Origin of the sequence: Krasilnikovia sp. MM14-A1004 (assembly GCF_047159485.1) — a bacterium.
Taxonomy (GTDB): domain Bacteria; phylum Actinomycetota; class Actinomycetes; order Mycobacteriales; family Micromonosporaceae; genus Actinoplanes.
Genome location: NZ_AP038773.1, coordinates 2,961,754 through 2,981,288 on the forward strand (window position 1 = coordinate 2,961,754; position 19,535 = coordinate 2,981,288).

The 19,535-nt window shown below is 75.0% G+C and carries 16 protein-coding genes; 8 read left to right on the forward strand and 8 right to left on the reverse strand.

Going from position 1 to position 19,535, the window contains the following annotated elements:
- Positions 1-17: 17 nt before the first annotated feature.
- Together ACMCNN_RS13415 and ACMCNN_RS13420 are read left to right on the forward strand one after the other, a co-directional pair.
- Positions 18-1,715: an ABC transporter ATP-binding protein gene (locus ACMCNN_RS13415; protein WP_412747156.1), complete on the forward strand. Its 1,698-nt coding sequence runs from the start codon at positions 18-20 to the stop codon at positions 1,713-1,715.
- Positions 1,716-1,809: 94 nt separating this feature from the next.
- Positions 1,810-2,736 (forward strand): glycosyltransferase family 9 protein, encoded by a 927-nt coding sequence (locus tag ACMCNN_RS13420; protein ID WP_412746526.1) that lies wholly within the window; start codon positions 1,810-1,812, stop codon positions 2,734-2,736.
- 30 nt (positions 2,737-2,766) lie between these two features.
- On the opposite strand, the gene cydC is transcribed toward ACMCNN_RS13420, so the two are convergent.
- The 3 genes from cydC to ACMCNN_RS13435 are packed head-to-tail and all read right to left on the reverse strand — an operon-like array spanning position 2,767 to position 8,612.
- Entirely contained in the window at positions 2,767-6,117 is a 3,351-nt protein-coding gene (gene cydC, locus ACMCNN_RS13425; protein WP_412746527.1) for a thiol reductant ABC exporter subunit CydC, read from the reverse strand.
- On the reverse strand, positions 6,114-7,094 hold the full coding sequence (cydB, locus tag ACMCNN_RS13430; protein ID WP_412746528.1) for a cytochrome d ubiquinol oxidase subunit II: 981 nt from the start codon (positions 7,092-7,094) through the stop codon (positions 6,114-6,116). The genes cydC and cydB overlap by 4 nt, the downstream gene beginning before the upstream one ends.
- Positions 7,095-7,103: 9 nt before the next feature.
- Positions 7,104-8,612: a cytochrome ubiquinol oxidase subunit I gene (locus tag ACMCNN_RS13435; protein ID WP_412746529.1), complete on the reverse strand. Its 1,509-nt coding sequence runs from the start codon at positions 8,610-8,612 to the stop codon at positions 7,104-7,106.
- 79 nt (positions 8,613-8,691) lie between these two features.
- Here ACMCNN_RS13435 and ACMCNN_RS13440 point away from each other — a divergent pair, with 79 nt between their 5' ends.
- The 3 genes from ACMCNN_RS13440 to ACMCNN_RS13450 all read left to right on the forward strand — a co-directional run bounded on the left by ACMCNN_RS13440 (position 8,692) and on the right by ACMCNN_RS13450 (position 11,276).
- Positions 8,692-9,060 (forward strand): BlaI/MecI/CopY family transcriptional regulator, encoded by a 369-nt coding sequence (locus tag ACMCNN_RS13440; RefSeq protein ID WP_412746530.1) that lies wholly within the window; start codon positions 8,692-8,694, stop codon positions 9,058-9,060.
- Positions 9,057-9,971 (forward strand): M56 family metallopeptidase, encoded by a 915-nt coding sequence (locus ACMCNN_RS13445; protein ID WP_412746531.1) that lies wholly within the window; start codon positions 9,057-9,059, stop codon positions 9,969-9,971. The genes ACMCNN_RS13440 and ACMCNN_RS13445 overlap by 4 nt, the downstream gene beginning before the upstream one ends.
- A 288-nt stretch (positions 9,972-10,259) precedes the next feature.
- Positions 10,260-11,276: an NlpC/P60 family protein gene (locus tag ACMCNN_RS13450; protein WP_412746532.1), complete on the forward strand. Its 1,017-nt coding sequence runs from the start codon at positions 10,260-10,262 to the stop codon at positions 11,274-11,276.
- A gap of 145 nt (positions 11,277-11,421) precedes the next feature.
- Here ACMCNN_RS13450 and ACMCNN_RS13455 read toward each other — a convergent pair whose 3' ends face one another.
- A complete protein-coding gene (locus ACMCNN_RS13455; protein WP_412746533.1) occupies positions 11,422-12,765 on the reverse strand; it encodes a M1 family metallopeptidase in 1,344 nt (447 codons plus the stop codon).
- 102 nt (positions 12,766-12,867) lie between these two features.
- Complete coding sequence (locus ACMCNN_RS13460) at positions 12,868-14,202, reverse strand: diguanylate cyclase domain-containing protein (protein WP_412746534.1); 1,335 nt, start codon at positions 14,200-14,202, stop codon at positions 12,868-12,870.
- Positions 14,203-14,387: 185 nt separating this feature from the next.
- Between ACMCNN_RS13460 and ACMCNN_RS13465 the strand changes: the two genes are divergently transcribed.
- Both ACMCNN_RS13465 and ACMCNN_RS13470 read left to right on the forward strand, forming a co-directional pair.
- Complete coding sequence (locus ACMCNN_RS13465) at positions 14,388-14,729, forward strand: YciI family protein (protein WP_412746535.1); 342 nt, start codon at positions 14,388-14,390, stop codon at positions 14,727-14,729.
- Positions 14,730-14,791: 62 nt separating this feature from the next.
- Positions 14,792-15,973 (forward strand): RNA polymerase sigma factor, encoded by a 1,182-nt coding sequence (locus ACMCNN_RS13470; RefSeq protein ID WP_412747157.1) that lies wholly within the window; start codon positions 14,792-14,794, stop codon positions 15,971-15,973.
- A 56-nt stretch (positions 15,974-16,029) separates the two neighbouring features.
- Here ACMCNN_RS13470 and ACMCNN_RS13475 read toward each other — a convergent pair whose 3' ends face one another.
- Complete coding sequence (locus ACMCNN_RS13475; RefSeq protein WP_412746536.1) at positions 16,030-16,614, reverse strand: hypothetical protein; 585 nt, start codon at positions 16,612-16,614, stop codon at positions 16,030-16,032.
- A gap of 180 nt (positions 16,615-16,794) precedes the next feature.
- On the opposite strand from ACMCNN_RS13475, the gene ACMCNN_RS13480 reads away from it, so the two are divergent.
- Positions 16,795-17,199, forward strand: a complete 405-nt coding sequence (locus ACMCNN_RS13480) for a DUF6879 family protein (RefSeq protein ID WP_412746537.1) — start codon at positions 16,795-16,797, stop codon at positions 17,197-17,199.
- Positions 17,200-17,351: 152 nt separating this feature from the next.
- On the opposite strand, the gene ACMCNN_RS13485 is transcribed toward ACMCNN_RS13480, so the two are convergent.
- Together ACMCNN_RS13485 and ACMCNN_RS13490 are read right to left on the reverse strand one after the other, a co-directional pair.
- Positions 17,352-18,092, reverse strand: a complete 741-nt coding sequence (locus tag ACMCNN_RS13485) for a GntR family transcriptional regulator (RefSeq protein WP_412747158.1) — start codon at positions 18,090-18,092, stop codon at positions 17,352-17,354.
- 266 nt (positions 18,093-18,358) lie between these two features.
- Positions 18,359-19,486, reverse strand: a complete 1,128-nt coding sequence (locus ACMCNN_RS13490; RefSeq protein WP_412746538.1) for a LolA family protein — start codon at positions 19,484-19,486, stop codon at positions 18,359-18,361.
- Between the last annotated feature and the right edge of the window lie 49 nt (positions 19,487-19,535).

Consider the following 19,535-nt stretch of genomic DNA (forward strand, 5'->3'; position numbering starts at 1 on the left):
GCCGGGTACGGCGCGCCATGGCGCGGCTGCTGTCCGCCGAGGCGCGCGCCGTCACCGGCATGGTGGGGCTCGCCGCCCTGGCCGCGGCCGCCGCGCTGGTCCCCCCGCGGCTGCTCGGGCACATCGTCGACCTGGTCGCCGCCGACGGCGCCGCCGCGGTGCCCCGGGTGGACCGGCTGGCGCTGGGCATCGTCGCCGCCACCGTGGCGCAGATCCTGCTCACCCGGTGGGCGCTGCTGGTCGCGCACCGGTTCGGTGAGCGGACCGGGGCCCGGGTCCGGGAGCAGTTCCTCGACCGGGCGCTGGCGCTGCCCGCCGCCACGATCGAACGGGTCACCGCGGGCGACCTCGCCGCCCGCGGCACCGGCGACGTCGGCGCCGTCGCGGCGACCCTGCGCGACGCGGTACCCGAGGTGTTCGTCGCCGCCACCCAGGCGGTGTTCCTGCTCGGTGCGGTCCTGCTGGTCGCACCGGTGCTCGGCGCGGCCGGGCTGCTGGCCCTCGGCGGGGCGGGATTCGCGGCCCGCTGGTACCTGCGCCGGGCCCGGGCCGCCTACCTGGACGAGGGGGCCGCCAGCTCCGCCCTCGCCGACGAGCTCGCGGCGACCGTGGCGGGCGCCCGTACCGTCGAGGCTCTCGGCCTGCAGGGCCGCCGCGTCGCCGCCGGTCGGGAAGCTGTCGGATGGGTCCGACGGGCCCGGCTGCGCACCCTGTTCCTGCGCAGCGTGCTGTTCCCGATCGTGGACGTGTCCTATGTGCTGCCCGTGGTCGCGGTGCTGCTGCTCGGCGGTCTGCTGTACCGCCACGCGCAACTCACCCTCGGCGCGGTCACCGCCTGCGCCCTGTACCTGCGCCAGCTCGGTGCCCCGCTGGACATCATCCTGGTCTGGATGGAGCGCCTGCAGGCCAGCGGGGCGTCGTTCGCCCGCCTCGAGGGCCTCGCCGCCGTCCCGCCCGCCCCCGTCCCCGGCACGGCCCTCCCCACCGGAGACCGGATCGAGATGACCGGGGTCTGGTACGCCTACGACGGCGGCCCGGACGTGCTGCGCGGCGTCGACCTCACGGTCCGGCCGGGGGAGCGGCTCGCGGTGGTCGGCGTGTCCGGCGCGGGCAAGTCCACCCTCGTCCGGCTGCTGGCCGGGGTGGACCGCCCGCGCGCCGGCACGGTCACCGTCGGCGGCGTGCCCGTGGCCGAGCTGCCCCCGCAGGTGCTGCGCCGTCAGGTCGTCCTCGTCACGCAGGAGCACCACGTCTTCCGCGACACGCTGCGGGACAACCTGCGGCTGGCGGCGCCCGGCGCGACGGACCTGCGCCTGCGCGCGGCACTGGCCACGGTGGGCGCGGACTGGCTCAACGAGCTACCGGCCGGCCTCGACACCGACCTCGGCCGCCAGCCGCTCGACGGGGCGCGGGCCCAGCAACTGGCGCTCGCCCGGGTGGTGCTGGCGAACCCCCACACGGTCCTGCTCGACGAGGCCACCGCCCTGCTGGACCCCGCCACCGCGCGCGGCGCCGAACGGGCGCTGGCCGCCGTACTGCGCAAACGCACCGTCGTCGCGGTGGCCCACCGGTTGCAGACCGCCCGCGACGCCGACCGGGTCGCCGTGCTCGACGCGGGCCGCGTCGTGGAGCTGGGCAGCCACGACGAGCTGCTCCGGGCCGGTGGCGCCTACGCCGCCCTGTGGCACGCCTGGCACGGAGGCAGCGGGAGCTGACCGGAGCGCAGCGGTCCGGGCAACTTCGCGAATCCGGCCCGCGCGGGGGCCGCGTCGCCGATCTTTGAGGGTGAACCGCGGAGACGGAGACCTCGTGATCCTCGCCCTGTGCGCTCCCGGCGTCGGCGACCTCGCCATCGCCGTGCCCGCGCTGCGCGCCCTCCGGGCCGCGTTCGCGGCGCGGACCCTGGCGCTGGCCGCGCCCGCGTGGCTGACCCCGCTCGTCGACCTCGTGGGCGGGATCGACCGGGTGCTGCCCACGGCGGGCCTGGCGCCGAACCGGTGGACCGCACCGGGCCCCGAGATCGCGGTCAACCTGCACGGCTGCGGTCCCGAGTCGCACCGCCTGCTGAACGCGGTGCGACCCGCGAGGCTGTGGGCGTTCGCCAACGCCGAAGCCGCGCACTCCGACGGCCCGGACTGGGCCGAGGACGAACACGAGACGCACCGCTGGTGCCGGTTGCTGCGCCACTACGGGATCCGCGCCGACGCGGACGACCTCGCGCTGGCGGTGCCGGACACGCCTGTCGCGCACGGCGTCACCATCGTCCACCCGGGTGCGAGGGCGCCCGGGCGCCGGTGGCCGCCGGACCGCTTCGCGGCCGTCGCCCGCGCGCTCGCGGCGGCCGGCCACCACGTGGTCGTCACGGGCTCGGCCCACGACACCGATCTCGCGGTACGGGTGGCCCGCGGCGCGGGACTGCCCGCCGGGGCCGTGCTCGCGGGCCGTACCGGGCTGGGCGGGCTCGCCGCGCTGGTCGCGCACGCCCGCCTGGTGATCAGCGGGGACACCGGGATCGCGCACCTGGCCACGGCGTACCGCGTGCCGTCGGTGGTGCTGTTCGGCCCGGTGCCACCGCACCGGTGGGGGCCGCCACCCGGGAGGGCGTACCACCGGGCGATCTGGCACGGCGGCCCCGGACCCGCCGGGCATGATGCGCTGTCGACAGTACGGCCGGACGAGGTGCTGGCCGCGGCCGCCGAAGCCGAACGGGGCCGGCACCCCCTCCCGGCGCCCTGACGTCGTCCACTGTGGGCGCTCCCGCCGGTGCTACCGCAGCGCCGGTTCCGCCAGTCTGCCCCCGCTCAGGACGTGCACGGCGTCGACCGCGTCCAGACCCTCGCGGCGGTGCGTGAACAGCAGCACGGACAGGCCCGCACCGGCCGCCAGCAGGTCTGCCATCAGGGATCCGGCCTCGTCCTCGGCCAGACCCTCGGTCGGCTCGTCGAGGATCAGTACGCGCGGTCCGGCCAGCAGCGCGCGGGCGGTCACCAGCCGGCGCCGTTGACCGCCGGAGACGGTGGCGCCGCCGGTGCCGAGCCAGGTGTCCAGCCCGTCCGGCAGCCGGGCCAGCCAGCCGCCGAGGCCGACCCGGGCGAGGACGGCGTGCAGCTGGGCGTCGGTGGCGCCGGGGCGGGCCAGGCGCAGGTTCTCCCGTACGGTCGAGGCGAAGAGGTGTCCGGTCTCGTCGCTGACCAGGGCGATCATGCTGCGAACGGCCTCGTCCGGCAGGGCGTGCAGGTCCGTCCCGTCGATCCGTACCGTGCCGGCGCGCGGGTCGAGCAGCCGGGCCAGCACGGCGGCCAGGGTGGACTTGCCGCTGCCGGACGCGCCGAGCACCGCGACCCGCCCGCCCGCCGGCAGGTCCAGGTCGAGTCCGCGCAGCGCCGCCGGGGCGTCGGGACGCCAGCCCGCCACAAGTCCGCGCACCCTGACCTCGCCCCCGCCCGTGGCGTCGGCCCACGTCCCGGTCGCGGCCCTGGTTCCCGTCACCCGCTGTGCGGGGGACGCGGGGGCGAGTGCGGCCAGCCGGGCTCGCGCGCCCGCAGCCCGGCGGCGCGCCACGGCCGCATCCGGCAGACCGGCGACGGGCTCGTTCAGGGCGACCATCCCCAGCAGCAGCACCGCGGCCCATTCGGGTGAGACACCGCTGGTCACGCCCGGGACGAGGGCGGTACCCACCACGACCACCCCCCAGCCGAGATGCGCCAGCGCGGCGGCCCCGCCCGCACCCCACGCGGTCCGGGCCTCCACGGTGGACAGGGCGCGGCTGCGCCGGTCCGGTACGGCCAGCGCCGCACCGGGTTCGCGGGCGCCCAGTTCCTCCAGCGCGTCGACGGACTCGACGAGTGCGTCGCGCAGTTCGCCGCGGGCCCGCCCCGTGGCCGCGTCCAGCCGCGCCGCCCGGCGCCCGGCGAAGAGGGGCGCCGCGACGGCGGACAGGCCCAGCCCCGCGACGAGGGGAAGCACCACGGCGGGCTGTACGGCCGTCGCGGCGGCCCCGGCCACGCCCACGGCCAGCGCGGCGGCGGCCCGGGGCAGGTGCCCGCGCAGCAGCCCGTCCACCCGTGCGTCGACGTCGTCGACCACGCGGGTCAGCAGGTCGCCGCGGCGGTGCAGGTCGGGGCCCGGTACGCGGGGGATCAGGTCGGCGTACACGCGGGCGCGCCAGGCGCCCAGCCGGGCGAACGCGACCTCGTGCGACGCCAGCCGCTCCAGGTAGCGCAGCAGCGGCCGGGCCACCGCCGTGGCCCGGACCGTGACGACCGCGGCCGACAGCGTCAGCACCGGCGGCAGCGCGGATGCCCGGACGAGCAGCCATGCGGCGGCACCGGTCAACGCGATCCCGGCCAGCCATGCCGCCGCACCGAGCAGGATCGCGGTGCCGGGCCGCTGTGTCACGGCGTCGACGCGGCGCCCGGACCGTGTGCCCCTGCCGGATGACGCGGGGCCGTGACCGGCGGTGACGGCACCCGCGCGGTCATCGGCGGCCGGCGCGGCGGGGGGTTGACCGGTGGACGCGGCGTGGCGGGCGTGGATGGTGACTGCGCGGTCCGCCGCGGCCAGCAGTGCGGGCCGGTGCGCCACCGCCAGCACCGCGCAGCCCCGCCGGGCCGCGGCCCGCAGCTCCGCCACGACCAGCCGCTCGGCGGCCGCATCGAGGTGCGCGGTCGGCTCGTCCAGCAGCAGCGTCACCGGTTCCCGGCCGGCCCGGTGCAGCAGCACGGCGAGGGCGAGCCGCTGGCGCTGCCCGGCGGACACGCCGTCGCCGTGTTCACCGAGCGGGGTGCCGGGTTCGAGTTCTCCGTCCAGCCCCACCGCCCGCAGGGCCGCCCGGATCCGCCGGGGGCCGGGGGCCGGTTCCGGGGCCGCGGCGAGGGCGAACACGTCCGCGACCGTACGGGCGTGCGGGAGCATCGGCCGCTGCGGCAGGTACAGCGGACGCGGCCCGGTCACGACCGTGGAGCCCGAGTCGGGCGGTTGCAGCCCGGCCAGCACTCGCAGGGCGGTGGTCTTGCCCGCGCCGGACGCGCCCCGCAGCGCCACGAACTCGCCCGCCGCCACCGCGAGTCCGGGCAGGACGAGGGCGTCGCCGGTCGCGCCGGGATGGCGTACCCGGATGTTGGTGGCCCCGATCCCGGGCCTGCCGCCCTCCCCGCCGGCCCCGCTGCGGGCCGGGGGTGCGGTCAGCACCTCGTCCACGTCCGCGATGACCGCGGCCGCGTCGGTGCTGGCGTGGTAGCGGGCCGCCATCTCCCGCAGCGGCCGGTACGCCTCCGGCGCCAGCAGGATCACCAGCAGGGCGGGTTCCAGCGCCAGGTGCCCGGCCGCGACCCGCAGCCCGACGGTGACCGCGATCAGCCCCACCGACAGCGTGCCCACGAGATCCAGCGCGGTCGAGGACAGGAACGCGACCCGCAGCACCCGCATGGTCGCCGCGCGGTGCCGCTCGGTCATGGCCGCGACGGCGGGTACCTGCCGTTCGGCCCGCCCGTGGACGCGCAGGGTCGCCAGGCCGCGCACCACGTCCAGGAAGTGGCCCGCGAGCCGGGCGTCGGCCTCCCACCGTTGCCGGGCGCGGGCCTCTGTGGCCCACCCGATGAGCGCGCCGAGCACCGGCACGAGCGGCAGGGTGGCGAGCGCGATCAGCGCCGACGCCGGGTCCACGACGGCGATGGCGGCGACCACCAGCGGCGGCAGGGCCACCCCGAGGACGAGCGCGGGCAGGTACCCGCTGAACCACGGCCGCAGCGCGTCCAGTCCGGTGGTGAGCACGGCCGTGAGTCGTCCGGCGCCGTACCGGGCGGCCCAGGCGGGGCCGCGGCGCAGCGCCGCGGCCAGCACGCCGCGGCGCAGCTCGTCGCCGACGCGGGCCGCGGCGCGCTGGGCGACGACCTGTTCGGCCCAGGCCAGTCCGGCCCGCGCGAGGTACGCGGCGGCCAGCAGCGCCACCGTCGCCCCGCCCGGGTGCCCCGCGACGGTACGGGCCAGCGCGGCGGCCAGCAGCAGCGTCGCGCCCGCCTGCCCCGCGCCGATGGCGGCGAGCCCCGCGATCGGCGTACGGCTGGCCCGCGCGTGCCGCAGCAGCCGCCGGTCCAGCGGGCCGCTCCGTCGAGTCACGACGGGACCCGCTCGCTGGCGACCCGCCGCCGGAACACCCAGTACGAGAACCCCTGGTACACCAGCACGCCCGGCAGGATGACCACCCCGGCCACGGTGAGCAGCCGCAACGTGGATGCGGGGGCTGCCGCGTCGGCGAGGGTGAGCGACCAGGCGGGGTTCAGCGTGCTGCGCAGCACCACGTCGCCGTGGGCGGTGAACACGGCAACCACCGCGCCCGCCACCCCGAGCGCGGCCACGGTGAACGCCGCCGCCTCGCGCCGGTCCCGGGCCAGCAGCGCCACTCCGGCGCAGGGCAGCGCCGCCACCAGCGGCGTCGCCGTCCCGGTGACGGCCGCCGCGGTGACCAGACCCGCACCGAGCAGGGCGGCCGCCGCCACGCAGACCCGCCGGGCGCGCCGCCGGACCGGTCCGGTCGTGCGCAGGGCGAGGAACGCCGCGCCGAGCAGCACGGCCACGGCGAGCCCGGCCGCCGCCCCGGCCGCCGCGGCGGGACTCAGCACCGGGTCGAGCGTGCGGGACAGGCCGGTGCCGGTGACCTCGCGGGCGGGCCCGAGGGCGAGGCCGCGCACGAGCACCGCCAGCACCGCACCCCACAGCAGCGCGATGCCCGCGGAACTGGCCGCGAGGGCGGCGTCGCAGCCGCGCCGCCAGCGGGCCCCGTCGGACTTGCCGCGGAACTCCAGCGCCACCCCCCGGATCGCCAGCAGCAGCAACAGCGCGACCAGCGGCAGGTACAGGCCGGAGAGCAGGGCCGCGTACCAGTCGGGGAACGCCGCGAACGTCACCCCGATCGCGGCGACCAGCCAGACCTCGTTGCCGTCCCAGAACGGGCCGACCGTACGGATCGCCGCGGCGCGCTCGTGGTCGTCGCGGCCGAGGAACACCGCCAGCAGGCCGACGCCGAAGTCGAAGCCCTCCAGGACGAAGAACAGAACCCAGCAGAGTACGACCAGCGCGAACCAGAAGGTGACCATGGGCGCTCCTCAGTAGACCGGTGCGGGTTCGGTGGCGGCCCGTTCGGCCGTGGCGGGAGCCGGATCCAGGGGCCGCGAGGCGAGACGCCGCACCAGGCGCAGCCAGACGACCGCGAGGACGCCGTACACGGCGGTGAAGCCGAGCAGGGAGGCGATGACCTCGGCGCGGGTCAGGCCGGGGGACAGGCCGTCCGCGACCGTGGTGAGGCCGAACGCCAGCCACGGCTGGCGGGCCGTCTCGGTGAAGAGCCAGCCGAAGGTGTTGGCCGCGGCGGGCAGCAGCGGCAGCACCGGCAGGACCCGGACCAGCAGCCGGTGCGGGGTGCGCCCGCGCCGTCCGGTCCACAGGTACGCGGCGGCGATCGCGGCGGCCACCATCCCCACCCCGATCATCAGCCGGAAGCTCCAGAACGCCACGGGCACCATCGGGACGTAGCTGCCGGGGCCGTACTGGGCGGCGTACTGGGCCTGCAGGTCGTCGAGGCCGGAGACGGTGGCGCCGGGGGAGCCCTTGGCGAGGATGGACAGCAGGTAGGGCACCTCGATGCTGAAGAACGGCCGCCCGTCGCCCCCGCCGCCGAGGGCGAACACCGAGAACGGCGCGCCCGTCGTGGTGGCGTACAGGGCCTCGGCGGCGGCCATCTTCATCGGCTGCACCCCGGTGATGACCTTGCCGAGGTGGTCGCCAGTGAGCGCGGTGAGCGCCCCGCCGACGGCCGTGAGCCAGGCCCCGAGCCTGGCGAGCGTGCCGAATGCGGCCTTCTCGCCGGATGGTGCCCCGACACCGGACGGTGCCCCCACCCCGGACGCGGCGTCCACAGCGGACGCGGCGTCCACAGCGGACGCGGCGTCCACAGCGGACGCGACGTCCACAGCGGACGCGGCCGCCGCGGCGGATCGGGACCGCCACGCGCCGATGGCCAGCAGCAGCGCCCCGCCCGCCATCGCGGCCCCGGCCATGGTGTGCGGGAACGCGGCCAGGTTGACCTTGTTGGTGAGCAGCTCGGCGAGGCTGGTGAGCCGGGCCCGCCCGGTCGCCGGGTCGAGGGCGTACGCGACAGGGTTCTGCATGAACGAGTTGGCGGCGAGGATGATGAACGCCGACAGCACCGTGCCGACGGCCACGACGGCGATGGTGGCGGCGTGCGCCGCGCGGGGCAGCCGGTCCCAGCCGAAGTACCACAGGGCGAGGAACGTGGCTTCGAGGAAGAACGCGAGCATCCCCTCGACGGCCAGGGTGGGTCCGAACACGTCGCCGTAGAAGCGGGCGAAGTTGCTCCAGCCGAGCCCGAACTGGAACTCCTGCACGAGCCCGGTGACCACCCCCACCGCGAAGGTGACGATGAGCAGGCCGCCCACGAAGCGGGTGAGCTGCCGGTACTTGTCGGCGCCGGTGCGCAGCCAGGCGAGTTCCAGCCCGGCGGCGGTGGCGGCGAGGCTGATCGACAGCGGCACGAACAGGTAGTGGTAGATCGTCACGACCGCGAACTGCAGCCTGGTCAGATCGAGCACGTCCACGCCTTGAGTCCCTCCCTCTACGACGAAACGTAGTAGATACTACGACCCGTAGTACGACGCGGCGAGTAGAGTGGCTCACATGGCCGGGCTGGGCGACCTCGAACGCGAGGTCATGACGCAGTTGTGGGACGCGGGCGAGCCGCTGACCGTACGGCAGGTGCACGAGCGGCTCAGCCGCGAGCGCGACCTGGCGTACACGACAGTGATGACCGTGCTGGACCGGCTCGCCAAGAAGGGCGTGGTACGCCAGCAGCGCGCCGACCGCGCCTACCGCTACCTGCCCGCGCAGAGCCGCGAGGAGATGACCGCGGCCCTGATGCTGGACGCCCTGAGCGCCACCCCGGACGGTGAGCCCCGCGACGCGGCACTGGCCCACTTCCTCGGCCGGCTCGCCCCGGCCAAGCTGACCGCCGCGCTGGAGGCGGCCCGGCGGGCGGCCGGCGGTTGACCGCCCTGCTGCTCGGCGCGCTGGGCTTGACCCTGTCACTGGTGATCCCGGGCCCTCTCGCGGCCGCCCGCTGGCCCGAGCGCGCCCCGGCCGCGGCCGTCGCGCTGTGGCAGGCACTCACCCTCGCCGCGGTGCTCTCCGCGCTGGGGGTGGTCCTCGCGGCGCCCGAGGAACTGGTCCGCGCGTTCGGGTCCGGGCGCCCGGCGTCCGCCGTCGCCCTCGTCGGGGCGCTCGCGGTCGCGGCGGTCATCGTGCTGCGGCTGCTCGGCTCGCTGGCCGGGGTGATGTACCGCTCGCGGGCCCGCCGCGCCCGCCACCGGCTGCTCGTGGACCTGCTCGACCGCGCCGAACAGCACGGCGACCTGGACGTCCGCGGCCTGCGGGTGCTCGACGGCGAGTTGCCGTTCGCGTACTGCGTGCCGGGTCGCTCGCCGCGGGTGGTGCTCAGCGGCGGTGCTCTGAAGCTGCTCGGCGCGCCGGAGGTGGCCGCGGTGCTGGCGCACGAGCAGGCGCACCTGCGGCACAGGCACGATCTGGTGCTGGAGTCGTTCACGGCCTTCTACCGGGCGGTGCCGCGGCCGCTGCGCAGCCGGGCGCCGCTGGACGCCGTACACATGCTGTTGGAGATGGCCGCCGACGACGCCGCCCGCCGCCGCTGCGGCGCGGTGCCGGTGCGTGCGGCCCTGGCCCGGTTGAGCGAGGCGCCCCCGGCACCGGCGGACGCGGCCGGTCAGCCGGGGATGCCCGCGGTGGAGGGCCGCCGCCGGTGGGACCGGCTGGCCGCCCCGCTGCCGACGCCGCTGCCGCTGACCGCGTTGGTGCTGGTCGCGGCGGGCGGTCTGCTGGTGCTGCCGACGGTCATTCTGGTGCTGCCCTGGCTCGGGCAGGCCCTCGCCGCGTGGCCTCTTTAGATCTTCCTTAAATAACGCAGCGTCAGCACCGTTATGCGGTGAGTTTTCCCGGTATCCACCACTTCAATACGGGGGATCTTCCGGAGTACGGTGGTCCCCGGCTCGGCAGCCCCCCATCGTCCACAGCGGGCGATCTGGCGAGCCACCGCCTTATCGTGCACACGAGCCGGGACCCACCGCGGGGTGGGGTGAAGCCACGGATACTCTCCGTGGCCGGGCGCTTCGTCCCGCCCGCCCCGGTTTGTTGGCCCGGTCGGCGGCTGCGGGAAGAAAGGACGGCCCACCGCCGTGTACCGGGTTGAGGCGCCTCGCGCCACATTGCGCCGCCTGCTCTGCGCACTCGTTGCGGTGGGCCTGGTGCTCACCGGCCCGACCGCCGCGCTCGCCGGCCCGCTGCCCGTCGCTGTCCTGGCCGCTCCGTCGCCCGCCAGTGTCGAGGCCCAGATCGACAAGCAGTGGAACGAGCTCGAACCCGTGATCGAGCAGTACAACCACGTGCATTCCCAGCTGCTGGAGAACCGCAAGAAGCTGAAGATCATCTCCGATCGGCTCACCCCCCTGCAGCTGCAGGTCGACCTCGCGATGTCGGAGGTCGGCGGCATGGCGTCCGACGCGTACATGCAGGGCGCGCCGAACGCGTTCAGCGCGATGATCGTGAGCGGTTCCCCGACCGGGCTGACCGACAAGCTCACCTACATCGACCAGCTCGCCCGCCATCAGCGGGAGTCCGTCGCCGGCGTCGCCGTCCTGCGCGACAGGTACGCCAGGGACAAGCAGGACCTGGACGTGCTGACGCAGACCGTGGCCGCCCGCGACGCGGACCTCGGTGGCAAGCGCAAGGCGATCGAGCAGAAGATCAACGATCTGCAGAAGCTGCGTATCCAGGCGTACGGCGCCGCGGGCGTCGACGACGGGCCCCTGCGCACCGGCCCGTGCCCGGTCACCTACAGCAACGACAAGGGTGGCCGGGCCGCCCAGCGCGCCTGCGACCTCATCGGCAAGCCGTACGTCTTCGGCTCCGAGGGCCCCCGGACCTACGACTGCTCCGGGCTGACCAAGGCCGCCTGGGCGGCGGTCGGGGTGCACCTGGAGCACTACACCAAGGACCAGTGGAATTCCGGCCGGCCGGTCAGCCGCGGCGAGCTGCAGCCCGGTGACCTGGTGTTCTTCTACAGCGACGTCCACCACGTGGGCATCTACATCGGCGGCGGCAAGATGGTGAACGCCCCGCACAGCGGCGACAAGGTCAGGATGGCGCCGATCGACCACGGCGCCCCGATCGCCGGCTTCCGCCGCCCGGGCTGACCCGACCCGCCGGGCTCAGCCTGTGGCGGGCTCGGCCCGCGCGGGCTCGGCGGTGAGCGAGGATAGCGGTCGCGTTCAGGCGCCCGTGCCGACCCCCGTCGATGCGTGGCGTGGGCCGCCGGGGCTGACCCGGCGGCCCGTCCGTTCAGCCCTCGACGCGGTGCGTGGCCCAGAACGACGTCAGGTCGGTCGACCCGGCGGCCGCCTGCGCGGCCGCCTTGAAGTCGGCCACCGTGGACACGCCGTACCAGTGGGACGCGGCGTACGAGCGGAGCAGGTTCTCCATCGCCGTGGTGCCGATGAGCCGGCGCAGGTCGTGCAGCGTGCACTTGCCGTAGCCGTACACCACTGTCGAGTACCGGCCGGAGTGCGCATCCCAGTACGCCATCGAGTTGGTCAGCTTCTCTGCAGACGACTGCCAGGTGATGCCGCAGCCCGAGCCGGTCTTGTTGAAGTACAGGTCGGTGGCGTAGTCGGTGAAGCCCTCGTCGAGCCACGGCGTCGCGTACTCGTCGTCGCCGACGATGCCGTAGAACCACTGGTGGGCCAGCTCGTGCGCGAGCGCGGTGGTGCTGACCAGGTCCAGCACGAAGCCCGGGTACTCCATGCCGCCGAACCAGAAGCCGTTGTCCAGCACCACATCCGCCTCCCCGTACGGGTAGGCGCCGAACCGGGCGGAGTGCGCGTCCAGTGCCGCGGTCGCGGTGTTCAGCATCGAGGTCGCGCTGCGGTTGCTGATCGCGCTCACCGAGTACACGTTGACCCGGACCCCGCCCGCGGTCGTGCCGGTGATCTTCTTGAACGGCCCGGACGCCCAGGCGAACTCGCGGACGTTGGTGGCGACCGCGCGGGTGACTGTGCGACCGGACGACCCGGCGGTGTCGGTCGACGTGCCGGTCGCCGGCACCGCCAGCCCGCTCGGGTGGTCGAGCGTCACGTCGAAGTCGCTGGCCAGGGCGTAGAACGACTCACCGTTGTTCGTGTACGGGTCGAGGTGCCACCCGGCCGCGTCGCGCACCGCCAGCACCGGCAGCGCGTTGCCGATGAACGTGTAGTTGCCGTCGTAGCCGAACCGGTCGACGCCGGAGGTGACCACGATGCTCACGTCGAAGCCGATGGTGCCGGTCCCGCCCTGCGGCACCGGGGCGGGCAGGGTGATCTTCAGGGCGGTGCAGCCCACCTCCAGCGCGCCGGCGGTGCCGCCGGTGACGTGGCTGACCGTGATCGGGGTGCTCGGGCAACTGCCGTGGGCGTTGTCCCACAGCCGCAGGTACACCTCGGTCAGCGCGACGGCCGACGGGTTGCTGAACGACACGCTCTCGTGGCCGGTCCAGGTCCGCCCGGTGGTGTCGCTGGTCAGGGAGATCGTGTACGCCGGGTGTCCGGGTGTCCGGGTGGCGTCGGCGACGGCCGCCGCGGCGGGTGCCGCCGCCGGAACGGCGAGACCCGCGGCCAGCAGCAGCACGCCGGGAAGGAATCTGAATCGCATCTGGGCGTCCTCAGGATCGATGGGTGGTGCGTCATCGATCAGCATGATTGCGCCGTGCGCACCCCGGCAACGGGGGAAGCCCTTGCGCCGGCGCCGCCCCGTTCAGTTCCAGGGTGCGATTGTCTCCTGCTCGATATAGACCTCGCAGCGGTTCCGGCCGCGCCGCCGGGCCCGGTGCATCGCGGTGTCGGCGTGCAGCAGCAGCGTCGCCGCGTCGGAACCGCCGGGGTGCGCCATCGCCAGGCCGACGCTGCAGGCCACCTCCAGCCGCGCGCCCGCCACGGCCTGCGCGGTGATGCCCCGCAGGATCCGGGCGGCCACCCGGCGCGCCTTCTCGGCGCCGGCCACCCGCCCGAGCAGCACGCCGAACCGGTCGTCGTCGAGCCGGGCGGCCACGTCGGTGTCGCGTACGGTCCGGCGCAGCACCTCGGCCACGTCGGTGAGCAGCTTGTCGCCCACCTCCTTGCCGTACCCGTCGACCAGCGCGTCGAAGCCGTCCAGCTTCACCACGAGAACACCCACCGGGTGCTGGTAGCGGGTGCCGTGGCGCAGGGCCCGGTCCACGTCGCGTTCCAGGGTCGTGGCGGTGGCCAGCCCGGTCAGCGGGTCGCGGCCCGCGGCCCGCATCAGCTGCATGCGCAGGGCCCGCTGCTCGGTGACGTCGCGTACGCGGATCAGCAGCGCGGCCACGGCCGGGTCGGCCAGCAGGTTGTGCCCGGTCAGTTCGTACCAGCGCCATTCGCCGTCGCCGTGCCGGATGCGCAGCTCGGCCGACTGCTCGCCGGGGGCGTCGTCGGTGCGCAGCCGGGCCCGCAACTGCGCGGCCAGTGTCCGGTCCTCGGGGTGGATGCGTTCGCGCAGCCCCGTACCGAGCAGGCGGGACGACTCCAGGCCCAGCACTCGCGGCGCGGACAGGCTGACGTACCCGGCCTCGCCCCGGCTGTCGGTGAGCACCACCAGGTCGCCGCCGTCGCGCAGCAGCGCCTCGTAGCGGCGGCCGGTGAGGCGCAGGGACTGCTCGGCGCCCTCCCGGCCGGAGGCCGCGGCGCCGAGGATCCACGCCGTCGTCAGCATCGCGAGGCCCACGAGCGCGGCCAGGACGTGACCGTGCGGCTGCGGCAGTTCGCCGGGGAGCACCCCGGTCGCGACGCCCGCCTCGCCCAGCGCCAGTGACGCGGCTCCCGCCACGGCGGCGGGCAGCCACGCCCGGCCACCCGAGCGGTGCACCACCAGCGCCAGCAAGGGCAGCTGGAGTACGGCCAGCGCCGCGCCCCAGCCGGTGAGATACAGCGCCGCCGTGACCGCGACGACGGGCACGCCCGCCTGTGCCCAGAACCCGATGTGTCCCGCGCAGGCGCGGACGTGCCGCAGAGCGTTCACCCCGTACCGATGCATCCTGCCGTGCTCCTGACCCCATTCCTTGGGCCGCGCAGTCACCGCGCGGTCTCCTCCCATCGGCCGTGCAGGCCCCGGTCTGCAGCCTTCCCAGGCGGAAAGTGAGCAAGCCGGTGTGCGGTCCGTCGCCGGCGCGGTCCGGGAGAATGTCGCGGCGGGCTGTCGAAATCGGCCGTCCCCGTTCGTCGGGAGGGCAGGAACCGGACACCACGATCCAGGAGGACCCGATGCCCCAGTACGCGATCCTGATCTACTCCCCGGCCCCCGCCGACCCGCTGGAGCTCAGCCCGGACGACCTCGCGGCGCTCGACCGCTACCAGGGCCGGGTGGCGGAGCTGGGCGGCACGATCGTCACGGGGTACGCCCTGCAACCCAGCACCACCGCCACGGCGGTCCGCGGCGACGTGGTCACCGACGGCCCGTTCGCCGAGGCGAAGGAGGTCGTGGCGGGGTTCTTCGTGCTCGACGCCCCCGACCTGGACGTTGCCCTGCGGGTCGCCAAGCTCAACCCGGCCACGCGCGACGGCGGCGTCGAGGTCCGGCCGCTGTTCGTCTGGCCCGCCCCGTGACCGACGGCACCGCGCAGGCCCAGCGGGCCGTCGCCGACGCGCACCGCCGCGAATGGGCCTTCGTGCTCGCGGCGACGGCGCGCGTCGCGGGCGACCTCGACGTCGCCGAGGAGTGCGTGCAGGAGGCGTACATCGCCGCCCTGGACGCCTGGGCCCGCGACGGCGTGCCGCGCAAGCCCGGCGCGTGGCTCACCGCCACGGCCAAACGCCGGGCGCTCGACGTGCTGCGCCGGGACCGGGTGTTCCGCACCAAGCTGCCGCTGCTGGTGGAGTCGGACGAGGCAGCGGCGCCCGAGCCGGGGGAGGACGCCGTGCCGGACGACCGGCTGCGCCTGATCTTCACGTGCTGCCATCCCGCGCTGGCCCGCGAGGCCCGGGTGGCACTGACCCTGCGCCTGGTGTGCGGGGTGGGCACCGGCGACATCGCCCGCGCGTTCCTGGTCTCCGAACCGACCATGGCCGCGCGGGTCACCCGCGCCAAGAAGAAGATCTCGGCGGCCGGGATCCCGTACCGGGTGCCGGGCGCGGAGGAACTGCCGGAACGGCTGGACGCGGTGCTCAGCGTCATCCACCTGCTGTACACCACCGGCCACATCGCGCCCTCGGGCGCCGATCTGATCCGTACGGATCTCGTGGAGCGGGCCCTGCACCTGGCCCGCATGCTGCTGTCGCTGATGCCCGACGAGCCGGAGGTCCGGGGGCTGCTGGCCCTGCTGCTGCTCACCGACGCCCGCCGGGCGACCCGGACCGACGCGCAGGGGCGCCTGGTGCTGCTGGCCGACCAGGACCGCGCCGCCTGGGACACCACCGCCATCACCGAGGGCACCCACCTGGTCGCCGGCGCGTTCCGCACCGGCCGGGTCGGCCGGTACGCGCTGCAGGCCGCCATCGCCGCCCTGCACGCGGACGCCGCCAGCTACGAGGCGACGGACTGGCCGCAGGTGGTGGCCCTGTACGACCACCTGCTGGCGGTCTGGCCGTCACCGGTCGTGGCGCTCAACCGGGCCGTGGCGGTGTCGATGGCGCACGGGCCGCAGGCCGCCCTGGACGACGTCGAGGCGCTGCACCGAGACGGGCACCTCGCCGAATACCACTACCTGCCCGCCGTCCGGGCCGACCTGCTGCGCCGGCTGGGCCGTCACGCGGAGGCCGCAGACGCCTACCGGGCGGCCCTGGCGCTCGCCGACAACGAGGCCGAACGCGACTTCCTCGCCGCCCGCCTCGCCGAGACCTCCGATGCGTAGGGCTGCACGGGCGGGCGGCCGGCGGGAGCCGCCGGCCGCCTCGACGTGCTGCCGTCCTACAGGCCGAGGATGGCGAGGACCTGGTTGAGCAGGTCCGCGATCAGGCCCAGCGACGGGTTCGGCCCGTCGAGCAGGCCGGCGATCGCGCACAGCAGGTTGCCGAGCAGATCACCCGGGCCCGGGTGCGCGGTGATGTCGAGCACGACCCGGTTGAGGTGCACGACCAGGCCCAGCAGGTTCAGGTCCAGCGGGCCGAGTTCCAAGTGCAGGATCGGGCAGGGCGCGAGAGCCTGCGCCTGGCTGCCGGAGGGCATCCGGACGGGAACCGTGACCACGGAGTCGGTGCTGCGGGTGGCGCCCGTGGCGTCGGTGAGCACGGCGTGCAGGGTGCCCGTGGCAACCAGCTGTCCGTCCTGGACGGCGAACCGGGTCGGGTCGAACGTGCCCGACAACGTGCCGGGTTGCCCGGTGGCGTCGGTGAAGGTGCCGTCCACGGTGGAGGTCAGGGTGCCGGCGTCAGAGGCTGCCCGGGCCGTGGCGGGCGCGGGGGCGGCGACTGCGGCGGGCGCCGCGGTGAGGGACACACCGGCCACCATGACGGTGGCACAGAGCAGGGCGGTGCGGACGGTTCCGATGCGCATGAGCGCGCTCCTTCCGATCGATGAACGTCGTCACGCGCCCCAATCCCCGGCCCCATCGGGAAAAAACAAACAATCCTCCATGAAGGATTCAGATAGCGCGAAGCGGTCTACACGGGCAGGTGTCGAGATGCTTGCAGCACCCCTGGCCGCGGTCGGCGAGCGTTCCTTCATGAGACCGTGGTGGCCATCGTGGAGCGGCTCATGGCGGTTCTCTCGGAGGTAGTGATGCCGGTGGCGTTTCCAGCGTTGGCTGACCTGCTGCTCAATGCTGAGCGGCGCGCGTTTCATCTCGAGATGCGCGATGTCTACGAGCGGTCGGCCTTGTTCGTGGCGTGGCGGGCCGGCGAGTGCGAACGCGAGGCGGCAGACGCGCGATGGCGCGCCCTGCTTGCACCGCTCATCGGACGAGGGGGCGACGTCCGGCGTCTGCGGATCATCTCCGAGCCGATCACGGAGTACATCCGGTACGAGTACGAGGTGACTCCGGTCGCGAACCTGTCCGCTGGTGAGGCGGTGCGCTGGCTCCCGCGTGACCGGGCATCCGATCTGAGGCTGCCCGGCAATGACTTCTATCGCCCGATCTGAGTCCGTAACCGTGATGCCGTTCCTGCCGGAGGTGAGCAGGGGAGGGACGACCCCCTACGTTCGAGGAACTCCCGACCGGGGCCACCCGGCGGGTGTTCCACCTCGAAATGCGGGACCACTATCGTCGCCGGGGCCGTTCGCGTGTCCTTTGCCTAGTCCTGTCGGGTCCAGCGCATGGAGAGGCCGGTTGCGGCGCGTTCCGTGCGGATCTCCATGACCGTGCCCAGGATGGTGGCCCGGTCCAGGACCAGGGGCGCGTCGTCCAGCCCCGAAGTGACCCGTTCGGAGACGAAGACGGGAGTGCCGGCCGGGCAGTCCAGCAGGGCCGCGGTGGCGTCGTCGAGCACGCCGGGGCGGATCACCTCGGCCGCCCGGTGCACCACCACACCCAGGTCCGCGACCGCGGCGTACAGGCTGGTCAGGTCGGCGTCACGCAGTGCGTCGCCGAGCGGCTCCGGCACCCAGGACACCTGGTGCACGGCCGGGCGGCCGGCCAGGCGGCGCAGCCGTTCCAGGCGCAACGCGCGCTGCCCGGAGCCGAGGGCCAGCTGCCGGGCCACGGCGGCGTCCGGGCGGCGCAGCGTACGGTCGAGCACGTCGGTGGTCACCGCCTGGCCCTGCGCGCGCAGATCCTCGGCGAGGCCGCGCAGCGAGTCGAGCCGGTACGCCGCCCGCGGCTCGGCGACGAACGTGCCCCGCCCGGCCTGCTGGGTCAGCAGCCCGTCGTCCTCCAGCCGTTGCAGGGCCTGGCGCAGGGTGGCGAGGGTGACGCCGTAGCTGGCGCTCAGTTCCTTCTGCGGCGGCAGGGCCGAGCCGGGCGGCAGCGCGCCGCCGCGGATCCGGGTCGCCAGGTCGGCCGCGATGACCTGGTACTTCGGCGTACGCCGCTCCAGTGGAACACCCCTCTCATCCCGCGCCGCGACGCCCGGGGGCCGGCCGGTCCGGTACGGCCCCGCCGAGCACCCTACGCAGCCGGACCAGCCGCCGCCCACCGTCCCCCGGCGCGTCGTGGCTCGGCGGCTGCCCGCGGCTCGCGGATCTCGATGAGTCCGGGTCAGCGCCGAACCCGAAGTCATCACAGAGCCGACCGAGCGCGACGACGCCCGGAACGCACTGTGGCCCCGGGGTCAGCCCCGGGGCCACAGTGTGCTGTCGGCGGTCAGCCCGCGGCGACCTGGTACAGCCGCTCCGGTGCGACAGCGCCGATCAGGACCCGGCCGTCGTCGGTGAGCAGTGCGCTGAACAGGGCGCTGGACAGCAGCCGCCCGCTGCCCCAGGTGCCGCTCACCTTCGGCAGGCTGTCGAGAACGGCGCCGACCATCGCGGCCCCGCCCTGCTTCTCGCCCGCCTGCTTCTGCCACCCGTCGGGCAGCTTCGCCACCACGACGGAGGTCCAGCCCTTGCCGACCACGGTCGGCTCGTGCCCCTTCACCTCTGCGGCGGGAGGCTTGGTGCCCAGCGGCGCCTTGGCGTGGTCCGCGTCCGCGTCCGCGTGCGGCTTGGCCGTGTCCACCTTCGCCCCGGCGGGCGGGTTGAACACGAACTGCTGCGGATCCGGCGTGGTGAAGCTGATCTGCTGGAACGCCACCCGGACCGCGGGAGTGGTGGCGTCCTTGGCGTACACGTCGACGCGCAGCGGGATGTGCGTCTCCGCGTCGATCGCCAGGCGGACCTGCCCGAGCAGCGAGGCGGTGTCGCGCGGCGCCAGCACCAGCTCGTACGCGTCGCGCCCGGCGACCTCGGCGGCGCCGGTCGTGCTGACCTGCGTCGTCGGGTCGATCGCGGCGAGCGCGGCGTCCGCGGCCTCCTGCGGGGTCGAGGGCACCCCGGACGGCAGGGCCTTCGGCTTGTCCTGACCATCACGCGGCAGCGTCAGGTGCGTGGCCGTGTTGTCCTTGCTGCGCCACAGCCACACGTCGCGGCCGTTGCGGATGACGTCGGTCTCGCCGAGCAGGCTCTGCGCGGCGACCCGCATCCGGTCCTGACCGGCGTACCAGACCCGGGCGCTGTTGTTGCCGGTCACCATCTTGGCCAGATCCGTGTTGCCCGCGGTGAGCCCGGGCAGTGCCGGCAGGCCCAGGTCGGCGGTCTGCACGATGGTGCCCGACAGGCCGTCGACGTGCGCGTTCTGCACGTCCACCAGCAGCTGCGCCGCGCTGCGCGCCGGCAGCGACGGGTCGGCGCTGGCCACGATCGTCCCCGCGGCCGCGCCACCGCCGATCACCACGACCGCCGCGGCCGACGGTACGAGCCAGCGCAGCGCCGGCCTTGATCCGAACAGGGACACGTCCCCCACCTCCAGAAGTCTCCTGCGACCCATGCTGCCCTCAGGCGCC

Excerpts from the sequence above, each read along its gene's own strand:
- ACMCNN_RS13415 (WP_412747156.1), top strand. The coding sequence starts at position 18 with ATGGCGCGGCTGCTGTCCGCCGAGGCGCGCGCCGTCACCGGCATGGTG.
- cydB (WP_412746528.1), bottom strand. The coding sequence starts at position 7,094 with ATGGTCACCTTCTGGTTCGCGCTGGTCGTACTCTGCTGGGTTCTGTTC.
- ACMCNN_RS13440 (WP_412746530.1), top strand. The coding sequence starts at position 8,692 with ATGGCCGGGCTGGGCGACCTCGAACGCGAGGTCATGACGCAGTTGTGG.
- ACMCNN_RS13455 (WP_412746533.1), bottom strand. The coding sequence starts at position 12,765 with ATGCGATTCAGATTCCTTCCCGGCGTGCTGCTGCTGGCCGCGGGTCTC.
- ACMCNN_RS13465 (WP_412746535.1), top strand. The coding sequence starts at position 14,388 with ATGCCCCAGTACGCGATCCTGATCTACTCCCCGGCCCCCGCCGACCCG.
- ACMCNN_RS13475 (WP_412746536.1), bottom strand. The coding sequence starts at position 16,614 with ATGCGCATCGGAACCGTCCGCACCGCCCTGCTCTGTGCCACCGTCATG.